The sequence below is a fragment of the Candidatus Weimeria sp. HCP3S3_B5 genome (assembly GCF_052064335.1).
In the GTDB taxonomy this organism is placed as follows: Bacteria; Bacillota; Clostridia; order Lachnospirales; family Lachnospiraceae; genus Weimeria.
Genome location: NZ_JBQHVU010000013.1, coordinates 58,433 through 75,247, shown reverse-complemented (window position 1 = coordinate 75,247; position 16,815 = coordinate 58,433). Strand labels below are relative to the sequence as shown.

At 42.3% G+C, this 16,815-nt stretch carries 16 protein-coding genes and 3 pseudogenes; 16 read left to right on the top strand and 3 right to left on the bottom strand.

All coding sequences use genetic code 11. From position 1 onward, the window contains the following. Positions 1 to 124 precede the first annotated feature (124 nt). From ACTNCK_RS07780 to ACTNCK_RS07765, 4 genes and pseudogenes are all read left to right on the top strand, one after another. A pseudogene (locus tag ACTNCK_RS07780) lies at positions 125 to 1,333 on the top strand (IS1634 family transposase); the annotation flags it as partial. 119 nt (positions 1,334 to 1,452) lie between these two features. Then, positions 1,453 to 2,163: pseudogene (locus ACTNCK_RS07775) on the top strand (SIR2 family protein); the annotation flags it as partial. Positions 2,164 to 4,827: 2,664 nt separating this feature from the next. Continuing rightward, positions 4,828 to 4,923 (top strand): annotated as a pseudogene (locus ACTNCK_RS07770) (SEC-C metal-binding domain-containing protein); the annotation flags it as partial. A gap of 314 nt (positions 4,924 to 5,237) precedes the next feature. Then, positions 5,238 to 5,438 carry a hypothetical protein gene (locus ACTNCK_RS07765; protein ID WP_441081934.1) on the top strand — a complete coding sequence of 67 codons (201 nt, stop codon included), beginning with the start codon at positions 5,238 to 5,240 and terminating at the stop codon, positions 5,436 to 5,438. Positions 5,439 to 5,450: 12 nt separating this feature from the next. Here the strand turns inward: ACTNCK_RS07765 and ACTNCK_RS07760 are convergent, their stop codons facing one another. Then, positions 5,451 to 5,612, bottom strand: coding sequence for a hypothetical protein (locus tag ACTNCK_RS07760; RefSeq protein ID WP_441081937.1), 162 nt, complete (start codon positions 5,610 to 5,612; stop codon positions 5,451 to 5,453). Between ACTNCK_RS07760 and ACTNCK_RS07755 the strand changes: the two genes are divergently transcribed. The 6 genes from ACTNCK_RS07755 to ACTNCK_RS07730 all read left to right on the top strand — a co-directional run bounded on the left by ACTNCK_RS07755 (position 5,535) and on the right by ACTNCK_RS07730 (position 9,635). Continuing rightward, positions 5,535 to 5,762 (top strand): VanZ family protein, encoded by a 228-nt coding sequence (locus tag ACTNCK_RS07755; protein WP_441081936.1) that lies wholly within the window; start codon positions 5,535 to 5,537, stop codon positions 5,760 to 5,762. The genes ACTNCK_RS07760 and ACTNCK_RS07755 overlap by 78 nt on opposite strands. A 106-nt stretch (positions 5,763 to 5,868) precedes the next feature. Beyond that, a complete protein-coding gene (locus tag ACTNCK_RS07750; RefSeq protein ID WP_441081933.1) occupies positions 5,869 to 6,129 on the top strand; it encodes a prevent-host-death protein in 261 nt (86 codons plus the stop codon). Further along, the gene (locus ACTNCK_RS07745; protein WP_441081932.1) at positions 6,129 to 6,473 is read left to right on the top strand and encodes a type II toxin-antitoxin system RelE/ParE family toxin; all 345 of its coding nucleotides are present in this window, start codon (positions 6,129 to 6,131) and stop codon (positions 6,471 to 6,473) included. The genes ACTNCK_RS07750 and ACTNCK_RS07745 overlap by 1 nt, the downstream gene beginning before the upstream one ends. 790 nt (positions 6,474 to 7,263) lie before the next feature. After that, on the top strand, positions 7,264 to 9,012 hold the full coding sequence (locus ACTNCK_RS07740; RefSeq protein WP_441081931.1) for an IS1634 family transposase: 1,749 nt from the start codon (positions 7,264 to 7,266) through the stop codon (positions 9,010 to 9,012). Next, positions 8,981 to 9,193, top strand: coding sequence for a DUF4315 family protein (locus tag ACTNCK_RS07735; RefSeq protein ID WP_441081930.1), 213 nt, complete (start codon positions 8,981 to 8,983; stop codon positions 9,191 to 9,193). Before ACTNCK_RS07740 ends, ACTNCK_RS07735 begins: the two co-directional genes overlap by 32 nt. 328 nt (positions 9,194 to 9,521) lie before the next feature. Next, positions 9,522 to 9,635, top strand: a complete 114-nt coding sequence (locus ACTNCK_RS07730; protein ID WP_441081929.1) for a helix-turn-helix domain-containing protein — start codon at positions 9,522 to 9,524, stop codon at positions 9,633 to 9,635. Positions 9,636 to 10,150: 515 nt separating this feature from the next. Here ACTNCK_RS07730 and vapC read toward each other — a convergent pair. After that, on the bottom strand, positions 10,151 to 10,549 hold the full coding sequence (gene vapC / locus ACTNCK_RS07725) for a type II toxin-antitoxin system tRNA(fMet)-specific endonuclease VapC (protein ID WP_441081928.1): 399 nt from the start codon (positions 10,547 to 10,549) through the stop codon (positions 10,151 to 10,153). After that, entirely contained in the window at positions 10,549 to 10,785 is a 237-nt protein-coding gene (locus ACTNCK_RS07720) for an antitoxin (RefSeq protein WP_441081927.1), read from the bottom strand. The genes vapC and ACTNCK_RS07720 overlap by 1 nt, the downstream gene beginning before the upstream one ends. 333 nt (positions 10,786 to 11,118) lie before the next feature. On the opposite strand from ACTNCK_RS07720, the gene ACTNCK_RS07715 reads away from it, so the two are divergent. The 6 genes from ACTNCK_RS07715 (at position 11,119) to ACTNCK_RS07690 (ending at position 16,815) form a co-directional block, all read left to right on the top strand. Continuing rightward, the gene (locus tag ACTNCK_RS07715; protein WP_441081935.1) at positions 11,119 to 11,409 is read left to right on the top strand and encodes an HTH domain-containing protein; all 291 of its coding nucleotides are present in this window, start codon (positions 11,119 to 11,121) and stop codon (positions 11,407 to 11,409) included. A gap of 161 nt (positions 11,410 to 11,570) precedes the next feature. Then, positions 11,571 to 12,200 (top strand): VanZ family protein, encoded by a 630-nt coding sequence (locus ACTNCK_RS07710; protein WP_441081926.1) that lies wholly within the window; start codon positions 11,571 to 11,573, stop codon positions 12,198 to 12,200. 114 nt (positions 12,201 to 12,314) lie between these two features. Next, positions 12,315 to 13,271: an AAA family ATPase gene (locus ACTNCK_RS07705; RefSeq protein ID WP_441081925.1), complete on the top strand. Its 957-nt coding sequence runs from the start codon at positions 12,315 to 12,317 to the stop codon at positions 13,269 to 13,271. A 5-nt stretch (positions 13,272 to 13,276) separates the two neighbouring features. Then, positions 13,277 to 13,948: a hypothetical protein gene (locus ACTNCK_RS07700; RefSeq protein ID WP_441081924.1), complete on the top strand. Its 672-nt coding sequence runs from the start codon at positions 13,277 to 13,279 to the stop codon at positions 13,946 to 13,948. A 725-nt stretch (positions 13,949 to 14,673) separates the two neighbouring features. After that, positions 14,674 to 15,171: a hypothetical protein gene (locus ACTNCK_RS07695; protein WP_441081923.1), complete on the top strand. Its 498-nt coding sequence runs from the start codon at positions 14,674 to 14,676 to the stop codon at positions 15,169 to 15,171. Between the two features lie 105 nt (positions 15,172 to 15,276). After that, positions 15,277 to 16,815, top strand: a complete 1,539-nt coding sequence (locus ACTNCK_RS07690; protein WP_441081922.1) for a hypothetical protein — start codon at positions 15,277 to 15,279, stop codon at positions 16,813 to 16,815.

The window sequence follows — 16,815 nt, the reverse complement described above, 5'->3', positions numbered from 1 at the left end:
GTGTTGAGGTTGTTTACTAGCCATTGTGAGTTCCTCCTGGGACTATCTCTATTATAGTCTTATTCCTTGGAATAACTCACTTTAACTTGTACTATTTATATTCTAGCACCATGCTACTGTTTCAGATCTTTTGAAGAGCATAAAAGAAGATCAGAGACAGGATTTTCTTGATGTTTGGAATGAAGAAAGAAACAAGAGGGAGAAGATCTACATTTCCTATGACTCCTCTAATAAGAACTGCCAGGCAGGTGATATAGATATGGTTGAATTCGGAGCGGAAAAGGTCGATGCAGGTCTTCCAATATTTAACTATGCCATAGGCTATGACGTTAACAACAGAGAACCGCTGATGTATGAGAAATATCCCGGAAGCATCAACGATGTTTCACAGCTTCAGTTCATGGTAGACAAGGTCAAAAGCTACGGCTACAAAGGCATAGGGTTCATTCTCGACCGTGGCTGTTTCAGCAAAGAAAACCTGAGATACATGGACAGCAACGGCTATTCATTTATCATCATGGTGAAAGGTATAAAGCAGTTCATCAGTGACCTGGTGAGACAGTATAAAGGCACTTTTGAAAACGACTGGGGAAACAACATACAGGAGTATGAAGTTTATGGAAAGACGGTCCATACTTTCGTATATGCGGGAGATACCAAGAAGAGGTATATCCATCTTTACTACAGTGCGGCAAAGGCTGCCGGAGAGAGAGCCAGATTTGAGGCAAAGATCCATGAGATGCAAAAATTTCTTGACCAGCACAAAGATGAGAATCATGAATTCGGACCTGCATTCAAAAAGTATTTTTATCTCCACTACAACAAGGATACGGGCCACTTTGTATACGGAGAGCCTAAGCTCTCCATCATAAAAGATGAGCTTGAACTGTGCGGATATTTTGCGATCATAACATCTGAGAAGATGAAGGCTGATGAAGCGATAGAACTTTATAAAAGCAGGGATGTTTCTGAGAAGGTATTCAGATCTGACAAGTCATATCTTGGAAATGGCAGCTTAAGAGTGGCATCTGAAGAAGCGTCATCAAACAAGATATTTATAGGTTTCCTGTCTCTCATCATCCGCTGCAGGATGTATACGGCATTAAATGATAAAAAGAAGGAAATGGATAAAAAGCCGAACTATATGACAGTGCCTGCAGCGATAAGAGAGCTTGAAAAGATTGAGATGACAAGACAGCTTGATAAAGTGTACCGGCTGGATCATGCGGTTACAAAGGCACAAAAGATGATCTTAAGTGCCTTCGATATTGAAGCCAGTCATGTGAAATACAAAGCAGCGTATATCAGCGAACAATTGAAAGGAAAACAATAATGGCAAGAAGAATAAAATGTGCTATTATATCCTAAAGACGTTTAGTTGTAAAAAGTCTGGAAGTTAACAATATATTTGTATACCCTGTTGTTGAGCAGACACTAGGTAGTATCATCAGTATGAACCATATAGACAATTATCCTAATTTCAAGAGCATCCTGGAAGGACGCGATCAGATTGTTTATCTTTTTGGTACAGGGATATCTGCGGCCTTAACAGGGGAAAGATACAGTTGGTGGAAGTGGATTAATGACGGAATCGCTTTATTAAAGACCAATCCTTCGACAGAAACTGCAGGCACGGCACTTGAAAGTCAGCTTAATGCATCTTCATCAGCTGCAAATATGATCGCCGTGGCTGGTGATGTGATCAAAGCGACAAAGTCTGCAGGGCGGTACGACAATTGGATGCATAGCTCTTTCGAGTCAAATTCAATTACCAATAAAGAACTGAGTAAAATTCTTCACCAACTTACCATTCCTAATGACTTGATTGCCACCACGGATTATGATGATTTGCTGGAGCAGTCCACTGGAATAAATCGTCTTACATATGCAGATCCTGCTGAAGCTTTCACCATGTTGGAAGCAGGAAATAATAACAGCGTTCTGCATATCCATGGTGCCTATGACTCTAGTATAGGTCTGGATAACATTATTGCCGGCCAAGAGCAGTATGACGGAATACTCTCTGACAAAGGGGCTCAATTCATTCAGAATCTACTCGCAACGAAGAGCATCATTTTTGTCGGCTGCGGTAAGACATCTGAAGATGCGAACATCGCCCAGTTTATGCAATTTGCTAAGAGATGTTTAAAGCTTGATCGTCCATATTTCTTTGTGTGTCGAGATGGAGAAGATCCTGATGGACTTCCGGCGAATACTGCTGTGATTACATACGGCAGTGATTATTCAGATCTTACGCCTTTCCTTAAAGAGATAGCTGATACAAGGCTCACAGCGTTCCTGTTAAATAATCCAATTATCGGGCGAAATGCATATATTAGTGAGCCGTCGGATCATTATGGCCTTGTAGAATATCACTTCATGCAGGAGAATATTCCTTTCTGCGGACGAGAAAATGAACTCAAGGCTTTAAAACAATTCCTCAATAATAAGGAACAAAATCTTTGGTGGATCATCGGCGGACAGGCGGGTTCTGGAAAGAGCAGACTTGCCCTTGAATTACTGAAGGAGCTCAATAATTCAGTTTGGTTTGGATTTTTCCTTAATAAGCAAGCGACTTCAGAAGATATTAACAGTTTTCGTCCTTTCAAAGACACGCTGATCATTATTGATTATGTTGCAGGTCGAGAGCAGCAGATTGCAGCTGCTATAATTGGTCTGTATCACGTATTCGACAAGCATAAGGATTTTAAACTTCGAATTCTATTCATTGAGCGGGAAGAAAAGGTTGGACTAGATTCGTGGATAGATGCTGTCGAAGAGGGACTGGACAAATCGGATGTTGCGAAATTCTCTGACAATGAATATATCAGTTCTTCTGGATCAAGAGAGCCTCTGTATCTATTGGATATGGATGATGCATCTGTTGAAAAGCTGATCGGGTGCATATGCCTTAAACATGGGCTTCCAGGTGATGTGCTGCGAGATAAGGATCTCAGAGAAGATTATCATGCAAAATATGAAATGCTTCATTACAGACCATTGTTTGTGGAGCTGTATGTTGAAGCATGGATTGATAATGATTGCGTAAATCCAAGATACGACACATTCAAAGATCTTCTCAAAGTCGTTCTTAAGCGAGAGCAAGAGCGATGGCTTCAGTTATGTAATTGTGATTTTAACGTTTGTAATGCATGGATAGAACTTGTTGTTCTGGCGTCCTGCATTGGGTCGGTAAATGTTAGGGATTTGGAAGGGGAGTATAGGAGTGACTGGGAGACTATCCAGACATTTATAAAATTACATACATTTCCAGGTGATCAAAGAAAAGAATCTCTGCAAGCCTTAATTGTTTCGATGTGCCAAAGTGTGGATGGCAGCTCAGACACTGATGTTATCACACCGCTATATCCGGACATCTTAAAAGAATTTATGCTACTGTACTATATGGATAGTACACAGAGAATTGCTTTAGCAAATTATTTGTGGGGTAAACATCCGCAAGATTTTTCCATCTTCATCAGAAGAGCAATATCTGATTTCCCATATGATGAGAGATTATTCGAAGTTGTAGATAAATGCGAACAGAGGACAACTGATCCTTATGTCCTGATCACAAGAAGTCAGTTCCTGACAAACAGGGTTCTCAATGTCGGTGCAGGAGACACTCCGGAGAAGATACTGGACTTTGTTGAGAAAGAAGACAAATTCTGGCACGATCTGCCTTGTGTTGAAGACGATGAATCAAAGAGAATAGAGCTGGGCTTAGCCAAATATAATGGCCTGATTCTTGTTGCTGAACAATATGGCGCTTGGAGCAATATTCCTAAGTTCATGTCAGTCGCAAAGGATGCATTGAATATTTCTGGAGATGAGGTACTTAAGGCAGTTCAGATAACACGGACAATGGATCTTGTAAGGAATCTCGAAGAACATGGATTCCATAGGGAAGCTCAGGATCTTACTGCTGAAATCAATAAGCGAGTACGGGAGGTTGATGACTCGGATTTTGAAGGTATGTTCGGGAGCGAGATAAAGCTTATACAAATGAATAATGATTTCATGGACTATATGCTTTCCGGAAAGCTCTATGATGGTTATGAGTATCTCAAGAAAATGCGGAAGGCTTTTACCGATGATGAGGTAGAAGAATGTGTACATTTTTCTCTATCCTGTAGGTCGTTAGGTGATTTCAGCTTTAGACTTGAGAAAAAGAAATATATTGACAGAGCAAGAGATATACTCAAACCAATTTATGAACGGTATATTTCCAACAGCCATATAGCAGCTAATTATATTTGTATTGAGGTGCAGGAGCTTCAATATGAGTATTTCTTTGATTCATTGAAAGCTAGGAGTGAAGACGAATTCGTCTCTAATCTGGATGCGTTAAACGAAGAGTTGAATCGGCTTGACTACTCTGAAGAAGCCGGAATGGCTTGGACGGCAATTAACACGTTCAGAGTGAATTTTATTAAGAACGATCAGACGGCGTTGGAAAAACTTGCACATGATGCAGATGCTTATATAAGCGAGCATGAAGACGCTGATGCGGTTCCGCAGGTCTATATTAGTGCGACAAGAGCTTTGCATATTACTGCAGGAGATAAGGTTTCTAAAGAAGAAGTCGATAAGGCCTATAGCTACTTGCTTAGATTCTCCGAATCTGAAAATCTTAGGAGTGAATTCTTCCAGTTGCTGGACGAATCTACAGAGGCAGGCAATCGGGACCATTATATCAATAAAAAAATCGCTTCAGAGATGACCAATGATTTCTTATACAATCCTATGTATATACCTGAAATGGATGGGATTGATAGTGGTTTTGATGATCTGCTTGATTATGGTACTGTTTCTGAACCTTACAGACGTAATAAAAAGAAGATAGGCCGCAATGATCCATGCCCGTGCGGAAGTGGTAAAAAGTTCAAGAAATGTTGTATGGGGAAAGGCATATATGATTGATAATAAGCACAGATAACGCCGAGCCAATCCTGTGATAAAAATTTCTACATGAAGGTGTAACGACTGGACACGGAGCATCTAAGAATTCTTTAGATGAAGGCACAGTCTGAACTTGCTGGTGACAGCAAGAACCACACAGAAATGATGTGGTCATTACAGGAAACCATTCTACTGTGAGGATAACAGTACCCTGTGAGGCAGAATAGATGTCAGTGAAAGATGATTTTCTTGGTGGTGTGTAATAGACCACATACAGAAAGAATCTGACACTAAAGGACACTACAGCCGATCAATGGACAACCGAGGATAAGTTTATGATTGTTGTTGAAACGGCTAAGATGAACGAAAGTGAACTTGCCGAGTATGCCCATCAGAAGGGCCTGTTTGTCGAGCAGATAAAAGCCTGGAAAGACGCTTGTCTTCAGGCAAATGGCGGTGTTGCAAAGGAGGCCGCCGATCTCAATAAAAAGATCAGGGAGGCCGTTGCTGCCGGGTGCCGTTCACCCCGAGCCTAAAAATAAGCTCAGTCAGAGCGCCAGAGGATCGTTGATATCTGTAATAGCTCCGACTATTCCAGTATGCCGCCTTGTGAAATCGTTCCTGCTCTTGCAATCCCGTATCATGGAAAAAGAAACTACCTGCTCAGCCTCTGTATCACCGTAGCCTATGCGGTTTCGGATGAAATCCACCAGTATTTTGTCCCTGGCAGGGCTTGCATGGCGACCGATGTTGTGATAGATTCATGTGGGGCTTTTGTAGGACTGCTTATCGTATTTCTAGTGGAACGGCTCAGGCAAAAAGCAGCGTCCCGACGATATTCTGACACAAATATAGAATGACTAAGTGCCTGCTAAAGGTAAGCACTATAGTCGGGTAGGTAGCACGTATATTCGCTTGCATATTTGCAGCAAGCCATATATAATGTTTCTGAATGGAGGAATCATTATGCCAAGTATAAAACCAATATCGGATCTCAGAAACTATACGGAAGTTCTAAAGGATGTGGATATAAACCATCGTGTTTACCTTACCCGTAACGGACATGGTGCATATACAATCATGACAATCGAAGAGGCCGACGCTCTGGATAAGCTCAGATCAATGGCAGGTCTGCTGTCTGATCTGAAAAAGGCAGACAACGAAGCAAGTGAAAAAGGTTGGATTGACTCTGATGATCTGGAGAAAGAACTGGGGATCTACGACTGATGAAGATTGTCTATTCGCCTGAATACAGGAGAAAAATTTCAGAGCTGAAGAAATATCTTGATATCCAGTTCGGAGTTTCTGTCAGAAAAAAGGTTCTGAGACAGATCACTGAAAGGATTCACACTCTTCGTGATTACCCCTACAGCGGCATATCAATGCGTGATTTGTATGACATTGATACTGACTACTGCTATATTTTTGTGGGACATAACTATGTTTTCTACAGACGGGATTCAGAAAATATATATGTCGTAAATATGTACAATGAGCGTGAAGACTACATGATGAGCCTTTTTGGCATAAAAACTACTACAAAGGAAACCGAGGATTACTGGGGCGAATAAAAGATAGATTGTCTTCGACTATCACCTGGCATACCGATAAGAAAAGGATACTGGTCTTAATTATGGTCTGTGCATCTCTTGGTATGGCTATAGTCTTTGTGGTGCCGGGAACGTTGTGGCTGAAGTTTGTCATTGCGTATGCAGTCAGCCAGATCATCCTGCTGGTGCGAACTGTCTTTGAAAAGACATCTGTTTGCAACAGAATATCTTATCAGCCGCTCGAAAGACAGCCTTTTGTTTTTATAATAAAAAAGATCATGGTAGCCTCCGTCATTATCTTTATAGCAATAAGAACCGGTTTTCCTTATGTTGTCGCCCCACCGGTTTAAGCTGCTAACCACAGCAACTGAAGCGAGCCTTGAGTGCGTTAGGTAACGAAGCGTACTAAGCGTAGACAGCAAGAAAGCAGGGTAGAGGATTTAGCGCCGAAATACCTCAACCGGCAGGTCGACACAGTTGCCTGTGTGGAAGACAACATGCACACTTATCGTTATGGTGAGATTTTGTGCACTGCTGCGGTGTTGGTGAAAATCTATCATGTTTTACAAGGATATGACAGTCAACTGGAGAGAACCATATACTTTCTGATGGAGTGTAACTGTCAGATATGCCCGACGATAATAAGGGAGGCAAATGAGCATATGTGTGAACTTCCCTCGCGGGTTACACTAGCCGACTTTCAAACCACAAAAAAGCTCGCAAACCCGCATAAATACTGACTTTTTTGCTTGCAATCGACAACAAATTGTAGTATAATTAGTGTAACGGTTACACTAATAAGGAGATGCCTATGTACTACAATTTCGCGGTCGAAATTCCATCGGTGAAAGGGAAGATCATCACCAAAAGGAAAGGCTCTGCCGCATACATCCTGTATCAGTATGGACAGGAGTATCACAAAGACAAAGGGTACTGTGTCCCGAAGAGAGCCATCATTGGTAAAGTTATACCTGATCAGGCTGGAAAGATGTATCCCAATGAAAAGTACTCAGTCTACTTTCCGGATGCTGTCCTTCCCGAGGAACTTCCTGAATCATACCGAAGCTGCAGCCTGAGGATAGGAAGCTATGCAGTCATCCGCAAAGTCATGGAAGATTACAAGCTCCCTGATATCATGATGAAAAGGTTTGGCGCCAAGGCCGGGCTTCTGCTAGATCTTGCTTCGTATCTGATCGTAGATGAGGAGAATGCCGGTCAGTATTATCCTGATTTTGCTTTTTCTCATCCACTCTTTTCAGAGAAGATGAATATCTACAGCGACTCAACGGTCAGCCGTTTTCTTTCGTCTGTCAGCCAGGAACAGATCCTGGGATTTCTTGACGACTGGAACAAACGCAGAGACCATAAGCAGCGGATATACATCTCCTATGATTCGACCAATAAAAACTGCGAAGCCGGTGACATCAGCCTGATCGAATACGGAAAAGCAAAGGATGACAGGGGCATCCCAATCTTTAACGTAGCTGTCGCTTTTGACAAGACCAACAGAGTCCCTCTTCTTTATGAGGAATACCCGGGATCCGTTGTAGATGTATCCCAGTTTACTTTTCTTGTAGACAAGGTCATCGATTATGGCTACCATAAAGTCGGTTTTATCCTCGACCGTGGGTATTTCAGCAAAGAGAACATCCGCTACATGGATGAGAACGGCTACTCCTTTATCATGATGGTAAAGGGCTGCAGACCGCTGGTATCATCTCTGATCCTTGAAAACAGAAACACCTTTGAGACTGACAGGTCCTGCTCTATCCGTTCTTACAGAGCATACGGAAAAACAGTTACTGCCAGGCTGTATGAAGATGATGAAAAAGACCGGTTCTTTCATATATTTTTCAATCCTTCCAGACAGGCTGCCGAACGTGAGCGGCTTGAGCTTACGGTTGAGAAATACCGTCAGTTTCTTGAAAAACGGATAGGTACAACTGATACGTTTGGAAAGACATACCAGAAATACTTCAAGCTTCACTATGACAGGGAGCATAAGCTTGTCGGTTTGACAGAATGTTCCGATGTGGTCCAGCGTGAGCTCGAACTCTGTGGATACTTCTGCATCATCACTTCTGAAAAGATGAAAGCAGATGAAGCCCTTACTCAGTACAAAGGACGCGATATTTCCGAGAAACTGTTCAGGGCCGATAAGTCATTTATAGGTTCAAGAAGTATGCTTGTTTCTAGTGATGAAGCATTGTCTGCAAAAGTATTCATCGAGTTTATAGCACTGATCATCCGTAACCGTATCTACAATCTTCTGAAAGATACTATGATGCGGATCGAGCAGAGCCCGAACTACATGACCGTACCAGCAGCTCTTCGTGAACTTGAGAAGATCGAGATGGTACGCCGTACTGACGGACGCTACCTGCTGGATCACGCCGTAACGAAGAAGCAGAAAACAATACTAAGTGCCTTTGGACTTGATGAAAACAGTATCCGCAGCACAGCAGCAGAAATCAGCAGTCTTCTGGTATCCAGCCAGTCGCTGCTTGACAGCGAAAAGGAGGACAGCGATGGCAAGAACCAGATCGATAGCGTCGATTGAATCAGAGATCCAGAAAACCGAGGCTGAGCTTTCAGCACTCAGCAAGAAATATGATGAAACAGCCGAGCGGCTCAAGAACCTGCAGAAACAAAAGCAGGACTATGAGAATCGGCAGATCATCGAAGCATATCGTAAAAGCAATAAAAGCCTTGATGAGGTAATGATTTTCCTCGGGGAATAACCCCGAGGATGGTACTAGTGTAACTTTTGTGCAGAATTAACAATATAAGCTTCACGCCAGCGGCGTGATTTGGTTCAATATGACTGAGATACACAGTTGAAGCCATGTTCATATAGGAAGAAACTCATTCAAATCCATGGCCTTCCTTGCCAGGACGGAACTCCCTACTTCTAACAATAGCTTCACGTTAACCACAGCAACCATTTTGACCACTATTTTGAACATTTAGATTGAAAATCTGGACATTATTTGCTAAAATGATAATGTCCTGGAGAACAGACATAGCTGTAGAACGTCTTACAGCCTAAAATAACGCTTAATACCGTTTATGCGCAAGATTTCATACGATCCGCTTTGGAAAAAGCTGATAGATGCGAAGATGACAAAAACTGAATTAGCCAAGGCGTGTGGTGTTTCTAGAACAACCATTGCAAAGATGTAAAAGGACGAGCCAGTAGGTTTGGACATCATTTTAAAGATTTGCAATGTTCTTGATTGTGATGTGGTGGATGTAGTTTCTATTCTGTCCGAGTAGTTAGAACGTTTGAGTAGTTGAGTAGTTCGGCTGCGGATCACAATCACAGAATCATTAAGCACAACAATACAACAGCCACGCAGAGCGGGTAATCGATCTCTGAAGGCTGAGCTTTACAATATTCTTCCAATAGTGTGCTTCTTCGCCCGGTGCGAGAGAACTGCGGAGGATGGTCACATTGATACAGTTTTCAATCATCGATGCGATTAAGGAATGTTGGTGCGATAAAAGTTCATTGAATTCGGATCGTTACACAGCACTGAGATGGCCACAGGTGCGCTTCGAGCAAAGTAAACATCGGTGTAGATTGTCAAGTAAAATTGACCCCCATGGGTCAGTTTTAATTATAAATCAACACGGTGTAAGAAATGAGACTTGCTGCTTTATGCTCTGGATTTTTGGCTTTGAATTCATTCATTAGGTCAAATTGTCCAATCATCTACTTTTAATCCTGGAACCCTGTTGAATTCTCCTACATTATGAGTTATAACGGTAAGTCCTCGTGATACGCCTTGAGCGGCGATCTGGATATCATATGGACCAATCGGAGTACCTTTCATGGCAAGTTCGGCTCTTAGATGTCCAAAAAGAATGGCGTCTTTCCTAGTGAATGGAAGGACGAAGTAGGCTGCTAAGAACATTTCCATAATATTTCTTGAACGTTCGCCCCATTTGCTTTTTGAACATCCGTATTCTAGCTCTCCGACTGTAACAGCTGAGACATAAATTTCATTCGGTCGAACCGTCAGCAACTTTTGTGTTAATGCTGGATAGCTGTTCTTTACACCATATATGCAGATGTTAGTATCGAGAAGATACATCAGAAATCCTCCTGTTTTTCCACCTCATCCCATGTTGGCTGATCCCGGTATTCCATGAAATCAGATGGCATTTTCCCAATGCTTTGCTTTAGCGGATACCATGGATCATCAGCCGGATAAAGGATGTATCCGTCACCGACTTTGCTGATGATAAACTCCTTAAGGTCAGTATGAAATTCTTTTGGAATCCGAATAGCCTGACTATTGCCACTTTGAAAAACCTTTGCTGTCATCATGTTAATCACTCCACGTCGAATGTATATACATAGTGTATCTACATACAAGTATATATGAAGGCAGGAATAAAGTCAAGCGTATCATGAGTTTGAGTCTATATAGGGCTTCAAAGCCATTTATTTCAATGCATATGACCGGAATGGTGTTGATAATACTGGAAACATTTCAGTAAGCCAAAATCAGCGGTTGTTTCACATCTTGCCACAAGATATTATGCAGTCTGATATCGACTTGTGCAAAGTAGATTTTGAGAGAATGAAGGCCTAGATATGAAGGATGTAATACATGTGACCTGGACAGAGTAGTTCACTGATTCGTATGACAGTTTTGTTCTGACCATATATAATCTCAACTATGGAAATGTCCCTCAAGATGTCCCTCAAGATGTCCCTCAAGATGTCCCTCAAGATGCCCCTCAAGATGCCCCTCAAGGATATGACATTGGATTACAGATAAAGCAGCTTATCCAAAAGGATAATAAGATTACAAGGAAGAGGATAGCTGAGATACTGGGAATAAGTGAAAAGACGGTAGGACGAAAAATAAAGGATATGAATGATGTACACTATATAGGCAGAGGATATAGCGGCCACTGGGAGATAGGAAGGGAAGATAATGACTGACGCGGAACAGAGTTAAGTGTCTGATAGTCGTGGAAGCGATGCATGTCAAGGGTTTCCATGAAATGGAGCAAAGCTCCCTTGACATACGTCGTGCCACGACTAGAATCCAGGGAAGGAATCAATGAGCTTAAAAGATTTAAAGCTTTTAGACAGAGTATTTGATGTATCTGTTTAAGAACAATATTTTAGCCATATTTGTTAGAAAAATGCTTGACCACAACATTATTAAACGAAAACTCATAGCAATCATCATTATTATTACCCTGGCTTTTATCTGGGGTCATTCAATGGTACCCAGACATACCTCGGCCGATGAGAGCGGTTTTTTTCTGAAGGTCCTCTATCCGCTATTGTCATTGATCTTTGGGAAGAATGGTGTGACAGACCATCTGGTAAGAAAATTGGCGCATTTTAGCGAGTATTTCATACTAGGGATAGAGCTGCTGCTGTATCAGTACATCAGATACTCTGATTCAACCGCTGCTACTATGAAGACTTGTGGCAGAGTTGCAGGGCCTTTGATGACCTCGGATGCTGCGTCAGAATGTACGACAGCATCATCTGCACAAAATGATAGTACCATATGGAGGATTTCTCGCCTGTTGCACTGCAGGGTGCTGACTTCTGTGAGATTCGCATTTTATGTCGCCTTCATCGATGAGACCATCCAGATCTTCAGCGGAAGAGGCCCTCAGATAGCAGATGTCTGGCTTGACGTGTTCGGGGCATTCTGCGGGACGGCGATAGTAAACCTGCTGGAAATGACGCTTTCGATAAGAAAAAAGCATTAGACCTTTTTACTTGAAGGAGAATATTTCATTTTTGTCAAGAGGAGAAATTGACAGAGGCCCAGCCTGATGGTAGAATAAAAATATAATGTCAGAGGTGGAAGGAGGTGCGTCTGAATGGCAACAGCTGATCAAATTCGTAGCCTTGTAAAGGCATATAGTCAGCATGATGATCAAAAATTTAAGACTGTTGTACTACAGATTGTGGCTCACGAAGCCAAGTTGGGACATGGCAGTTTTGCGCAGGAATTAAAGAAAGATGCATCTTCAATTGGGAAGAGTGCCACAATTTTCAAAATGCAAAATTCCAACCCCATGTTGCAGATGTCGATGCCATCAGTAGAACTTACAGAATTATTCACGGATGACTCGGTTCATTCAAAAATAGAAAGGATTCTGCTAGAATATCGTAATAGAAACAAGCTTTACAAAAGCGGCTTATCAAATAGAAGGAAAATTCTTCTTGAGGGAGCTCCGGGAACTGGAAAAACTATGACAGCTTCCATTATTGCTTCTGAGTTACAGTTGCCTTTGTATACTGTTCAAATGGATAAACTGGTAACTAAATTTATGGGAGAAACCAGCAGCCGACTTCGCCAAATATTCGATAGCATGGATACGTCTGCTGGGGTTTATCTTTTTGATGAATTTGATGCCATTGGAGCAGACCGTTTAATGGATAATGAAGTAGGAGAAATGAGAAGAATTCTTAATTCGTTTCTTCAGTTTATTGAAAATGATGTTTCTGATAGCATAATCATTGCGGCTACGAATAATCCAAAGATGCTGGATAAGGCTTTGTTTAGGCGATTTGATGATGTAATACATTATGAGTTGCCGAACGATGCACAAATTAAGCAGCTTTTTGATTATAAACTTGAAGGGTACCAGGACGGAAGCATTTGCAGTAAAGAGGTTATTGAAGCTGCTCGGGGATTGAGTCAGGCAGAGTTAACGATTGTAGCTGAGGATGCAATGAAAGAATCTATTCTTTATGGAAAAAATTTCAATAGTTTGATGCTCATCTCTTTGCTTAACGATAGGCGGAATAATTATGTGAGTAGGGAGGCTTGAGGCTAATGGCTGTCGACAAAAGAGATATATTTCTGGATAATATTACAGAACGAATGCCATATAAATCGTCGTCTCATCCTGTGTCGAAGAAATATCCAACAAGAAGTAATTATGTTGGACATGCACGTCAGTTAAGCCGTGAGTATGAAAAGACGATTCAGCAGTCGTTGACGCAAAAGCAGGTGGCGGCAATCAAAATGAAAGGAACCTATGCTGAATTTTCTGGAGCTGATGGATTTGAGCTCGCCACTAAAAGTCTTGAGAATAGACCTTCCGGAATTCGACTTCTTAATATCAGGAACGTTAATGGGGTAATCAAAGCCACGGTTTATATTCCTGAGGGAAAAGAAGATTTCTTCCGTAAACGAATCGAGGCATATTCTTCAGAAAAGACTAAAAAAGGACTTCCAAAGAATAATGATCTTGTAGGAAGTATTGAGAGTGTGAAGCTTGCACTGTTAGATTCTTTTTGGACAGATCAGCGAAGTACGATTCCTGAAGATCACCCTGTTAACTGCGAGGTCTGGCTACGCTATGAAATAAAGAGATCTGATGCAGAGCCGTGGGTTTCAGTTGAGAATGAATTTCATAATGTTTGTGATCAGTTACAGGTAACGGTTGATAAAGACAAACGTATTCTTTTTTCCAGAACGGATTGTAAAGCTTATTTCTGCTAATAAATCCGGATTGAAAGAGTTGCTGGCAAATTGTGAATATGTAACTGAGATAAGAAGGGCTGAAGAACCGTCATCATTTTTTACTTCTATGTATAAGAGAGAACAAAATGAATGGGCGGATGAATTGCTTTCCAGATGTACGTTCAATGACTCTAAGACGAGCATCTGTTTACTTGATGCCGGAATTAACGATCAGCATAAGTTGATAACTCCTGCTTTATTGAATAATGGGCTTCATGCTGTGAATGAAATGTGGGATCTGTACATTCTGACTTTATTATCGGTAATGCGGTCGATTTATGCGAATCAAGATATGTTGCTGTGTATCCGGTAGGTGGCTGGTGGAAAGAACGGACGTATCTCAACAGATATGAGCATAAGGTGAAGTATTCGCTTGTGGTGACGTTATCGACGCCAGATTTAAGTGTTGATTTGTATACGCCTATCATTAATCAAATAAGTACAGCTATCCCAGTGAGTGTACCTATTTCGGATATGTAATTTACTAAGGTACTGCAACTCATGTTTTTTGAATGAGACATCATGCTACAATTCTCTGCTTATCGCCCGGTGTGTGGCAGAGATGGTGGTGTGAAGAACATAGAATTTGTGATTGAACCAAAATAAGTATAGATAAAATGTCTGACTTTTGCTATAATGCATAAGTGACTAATCTGTAGCAGGGCGTAGGAGCCTCCCTGTAATCGTAAGACAGGAGCACTAATATGGAAGAAAGAGAAGAAAAAGATACAGTAAAAGTAAAAAGAAGGCTTACCGCTCCGACTGTCATGCTGTTGATAGCGGGTGTCGCTGTACTGGTTGGGCTTATAGCTCCGCCTGTGATCAAGAGAAATGAGGACAGGCGGATCAGTAAGGACGTAAGGACTGCATCGGCCATTCTAGATGCTACCAGGAAGGTGCTTAAGGATCCTGATATAGAAAGCCAGGTCACTACAGCCGGCTATACCTCTCTTACCTGGACGGCATCAGGTAGGAAGGGCATTATCACCTGTACGAACGGGATTAAAGGCCTTCAGACTGCTGTTGAGAGTGCCTCTGGAGACATCTCCCGCCATTCGAAGACACTTGGTACGGCCACCTGGACCGTGACAGCCTATCCGACTGCGGACGGCAGCGGCTTTAGTGTAAACGGCGCCTGGAGCGGTGCCATTGGGGCAGATGACGCCAGTCTTACCACCAGATCAGGTGGCAGTCAGGGATGATAGACCGTCCGCCTGCCTGTCGATTGACATAGCTGGTATATCCTCTGGACTGACACTTGCCTATACCATGGCACAGCATTAATATATATTAAGGAGTATTCCTAAATGAACAATCAAAGCTACAAACAGAATATCGTAGAGATAGACCTTTTGTCACTATTGAAAAAGACCATGATCCAGTGGCGGGCGATCCTTGTTTTTGCCCTGATACTGGGATTTGCAGCCGGTGGTATAAAGTACCGAAAGGATATTGTCGCCTACCGCACAGCACTCAGGCTCTCACGGACCGAGACCTTTAGCGATGATATCATAGAGCACAGCCATCTGAGCGTGGACGATCAGGATGCTGTCCAGCTGGCTGTTTCACAGAAAAAGCAGATAGAGTCACAGAGTGCTTATTTGGCTGACTCCTACTATATGAATCTTGATCCTATGAACCTGAAGCAGCTGTCGCTTCTCTACTTTATCAGGGCGGACAAAGGCTCTGACGCCTCAGACCTGCTTACACTCTATAAAGAGATGCTTTTGTCGGATAAGGCTGTAAAAAGGATCCAGAAGGCCTCTGGACTAAATACCAGTCCTAAGTATATCCGTGAGCTTATCGATGTAAGTGATGCGAAGTCGGAGAGGAAAACAAATGATGCTGTTCCGTCTACGGACATGATGAAGGTCACCTTTTATCTGCCAGCGAAGGCCGATGCCTCCACCATCGAAAATTCGATAGAGGATTTGATCTCTTCATATGATACGAAGGATCTTGGTACGTCATCAGGCTCTATAAAAAGGGTAAGTGCCGATACAAATACGGTTTCTGATCTGGATATGCAGACTACTCAGACGAACTACACATCCAGCCTTAATAACCTGAAGTCTGCCTACCAGACTGCTACGGACGCTTTTTCCGATGAGCAGAAGACGCTTTTTGAAAAGCTTCTGCGTGAGAATAACCTCTATGATAAGACCACCTCTACCAGACTAAAGGAGTCATCAGAGAGACATAAGAAGGAAAAGGAGGAGTCAGGAAAGGAAAATGACGATTCCTCCAAGGAGGAAGGCAAGGCAGTGCGTATACAGGTTCCTTCTTTCTCTGAGAAGTTTTTTGCCATTGGTTTTTTACTGGGCGTTTTGCTCTATGTATTCGCTCTTGCCATTTTTGGGATGATGGGTAGCAGATGCTCGTCTATAGCCACAAGCTGTGCTATCTCTCATCTGGGAACCCTGCTTGATGCAGCGAAAAAAAGGGGCAGCTTCCTTTTCTGCGACAGATTTTTGATGAAGGCTCTCTACAAAAATGAGGCTGACATAGACGATATGACTGAGCGGATACTTACCATGGCAATGATGAATTCCTCACGCGATCAGATAAGCGAGGCAGAGCTTTGGACAGTAGGATTTTCTGCTGAGAGCACTCCGGTCATAGATACACTAGCGCATGCTGCCTCAGAAAGAGGCATACATCTCTCCCTGAGATCTACCCAGGATGGTAAGCCGGATAATATGCTCAGGTCCATCACGCCTGAAAAGAGTGTGATACTGGCTGTAGCCGACGGCACCAGCAGAAAGAAGGATCTCTCTCTTCTGTCGGAGATGCTTATCACAAGGAAGGCAGATTATCTGGGGATGGTGGAGATTGTGAGGGGTTAA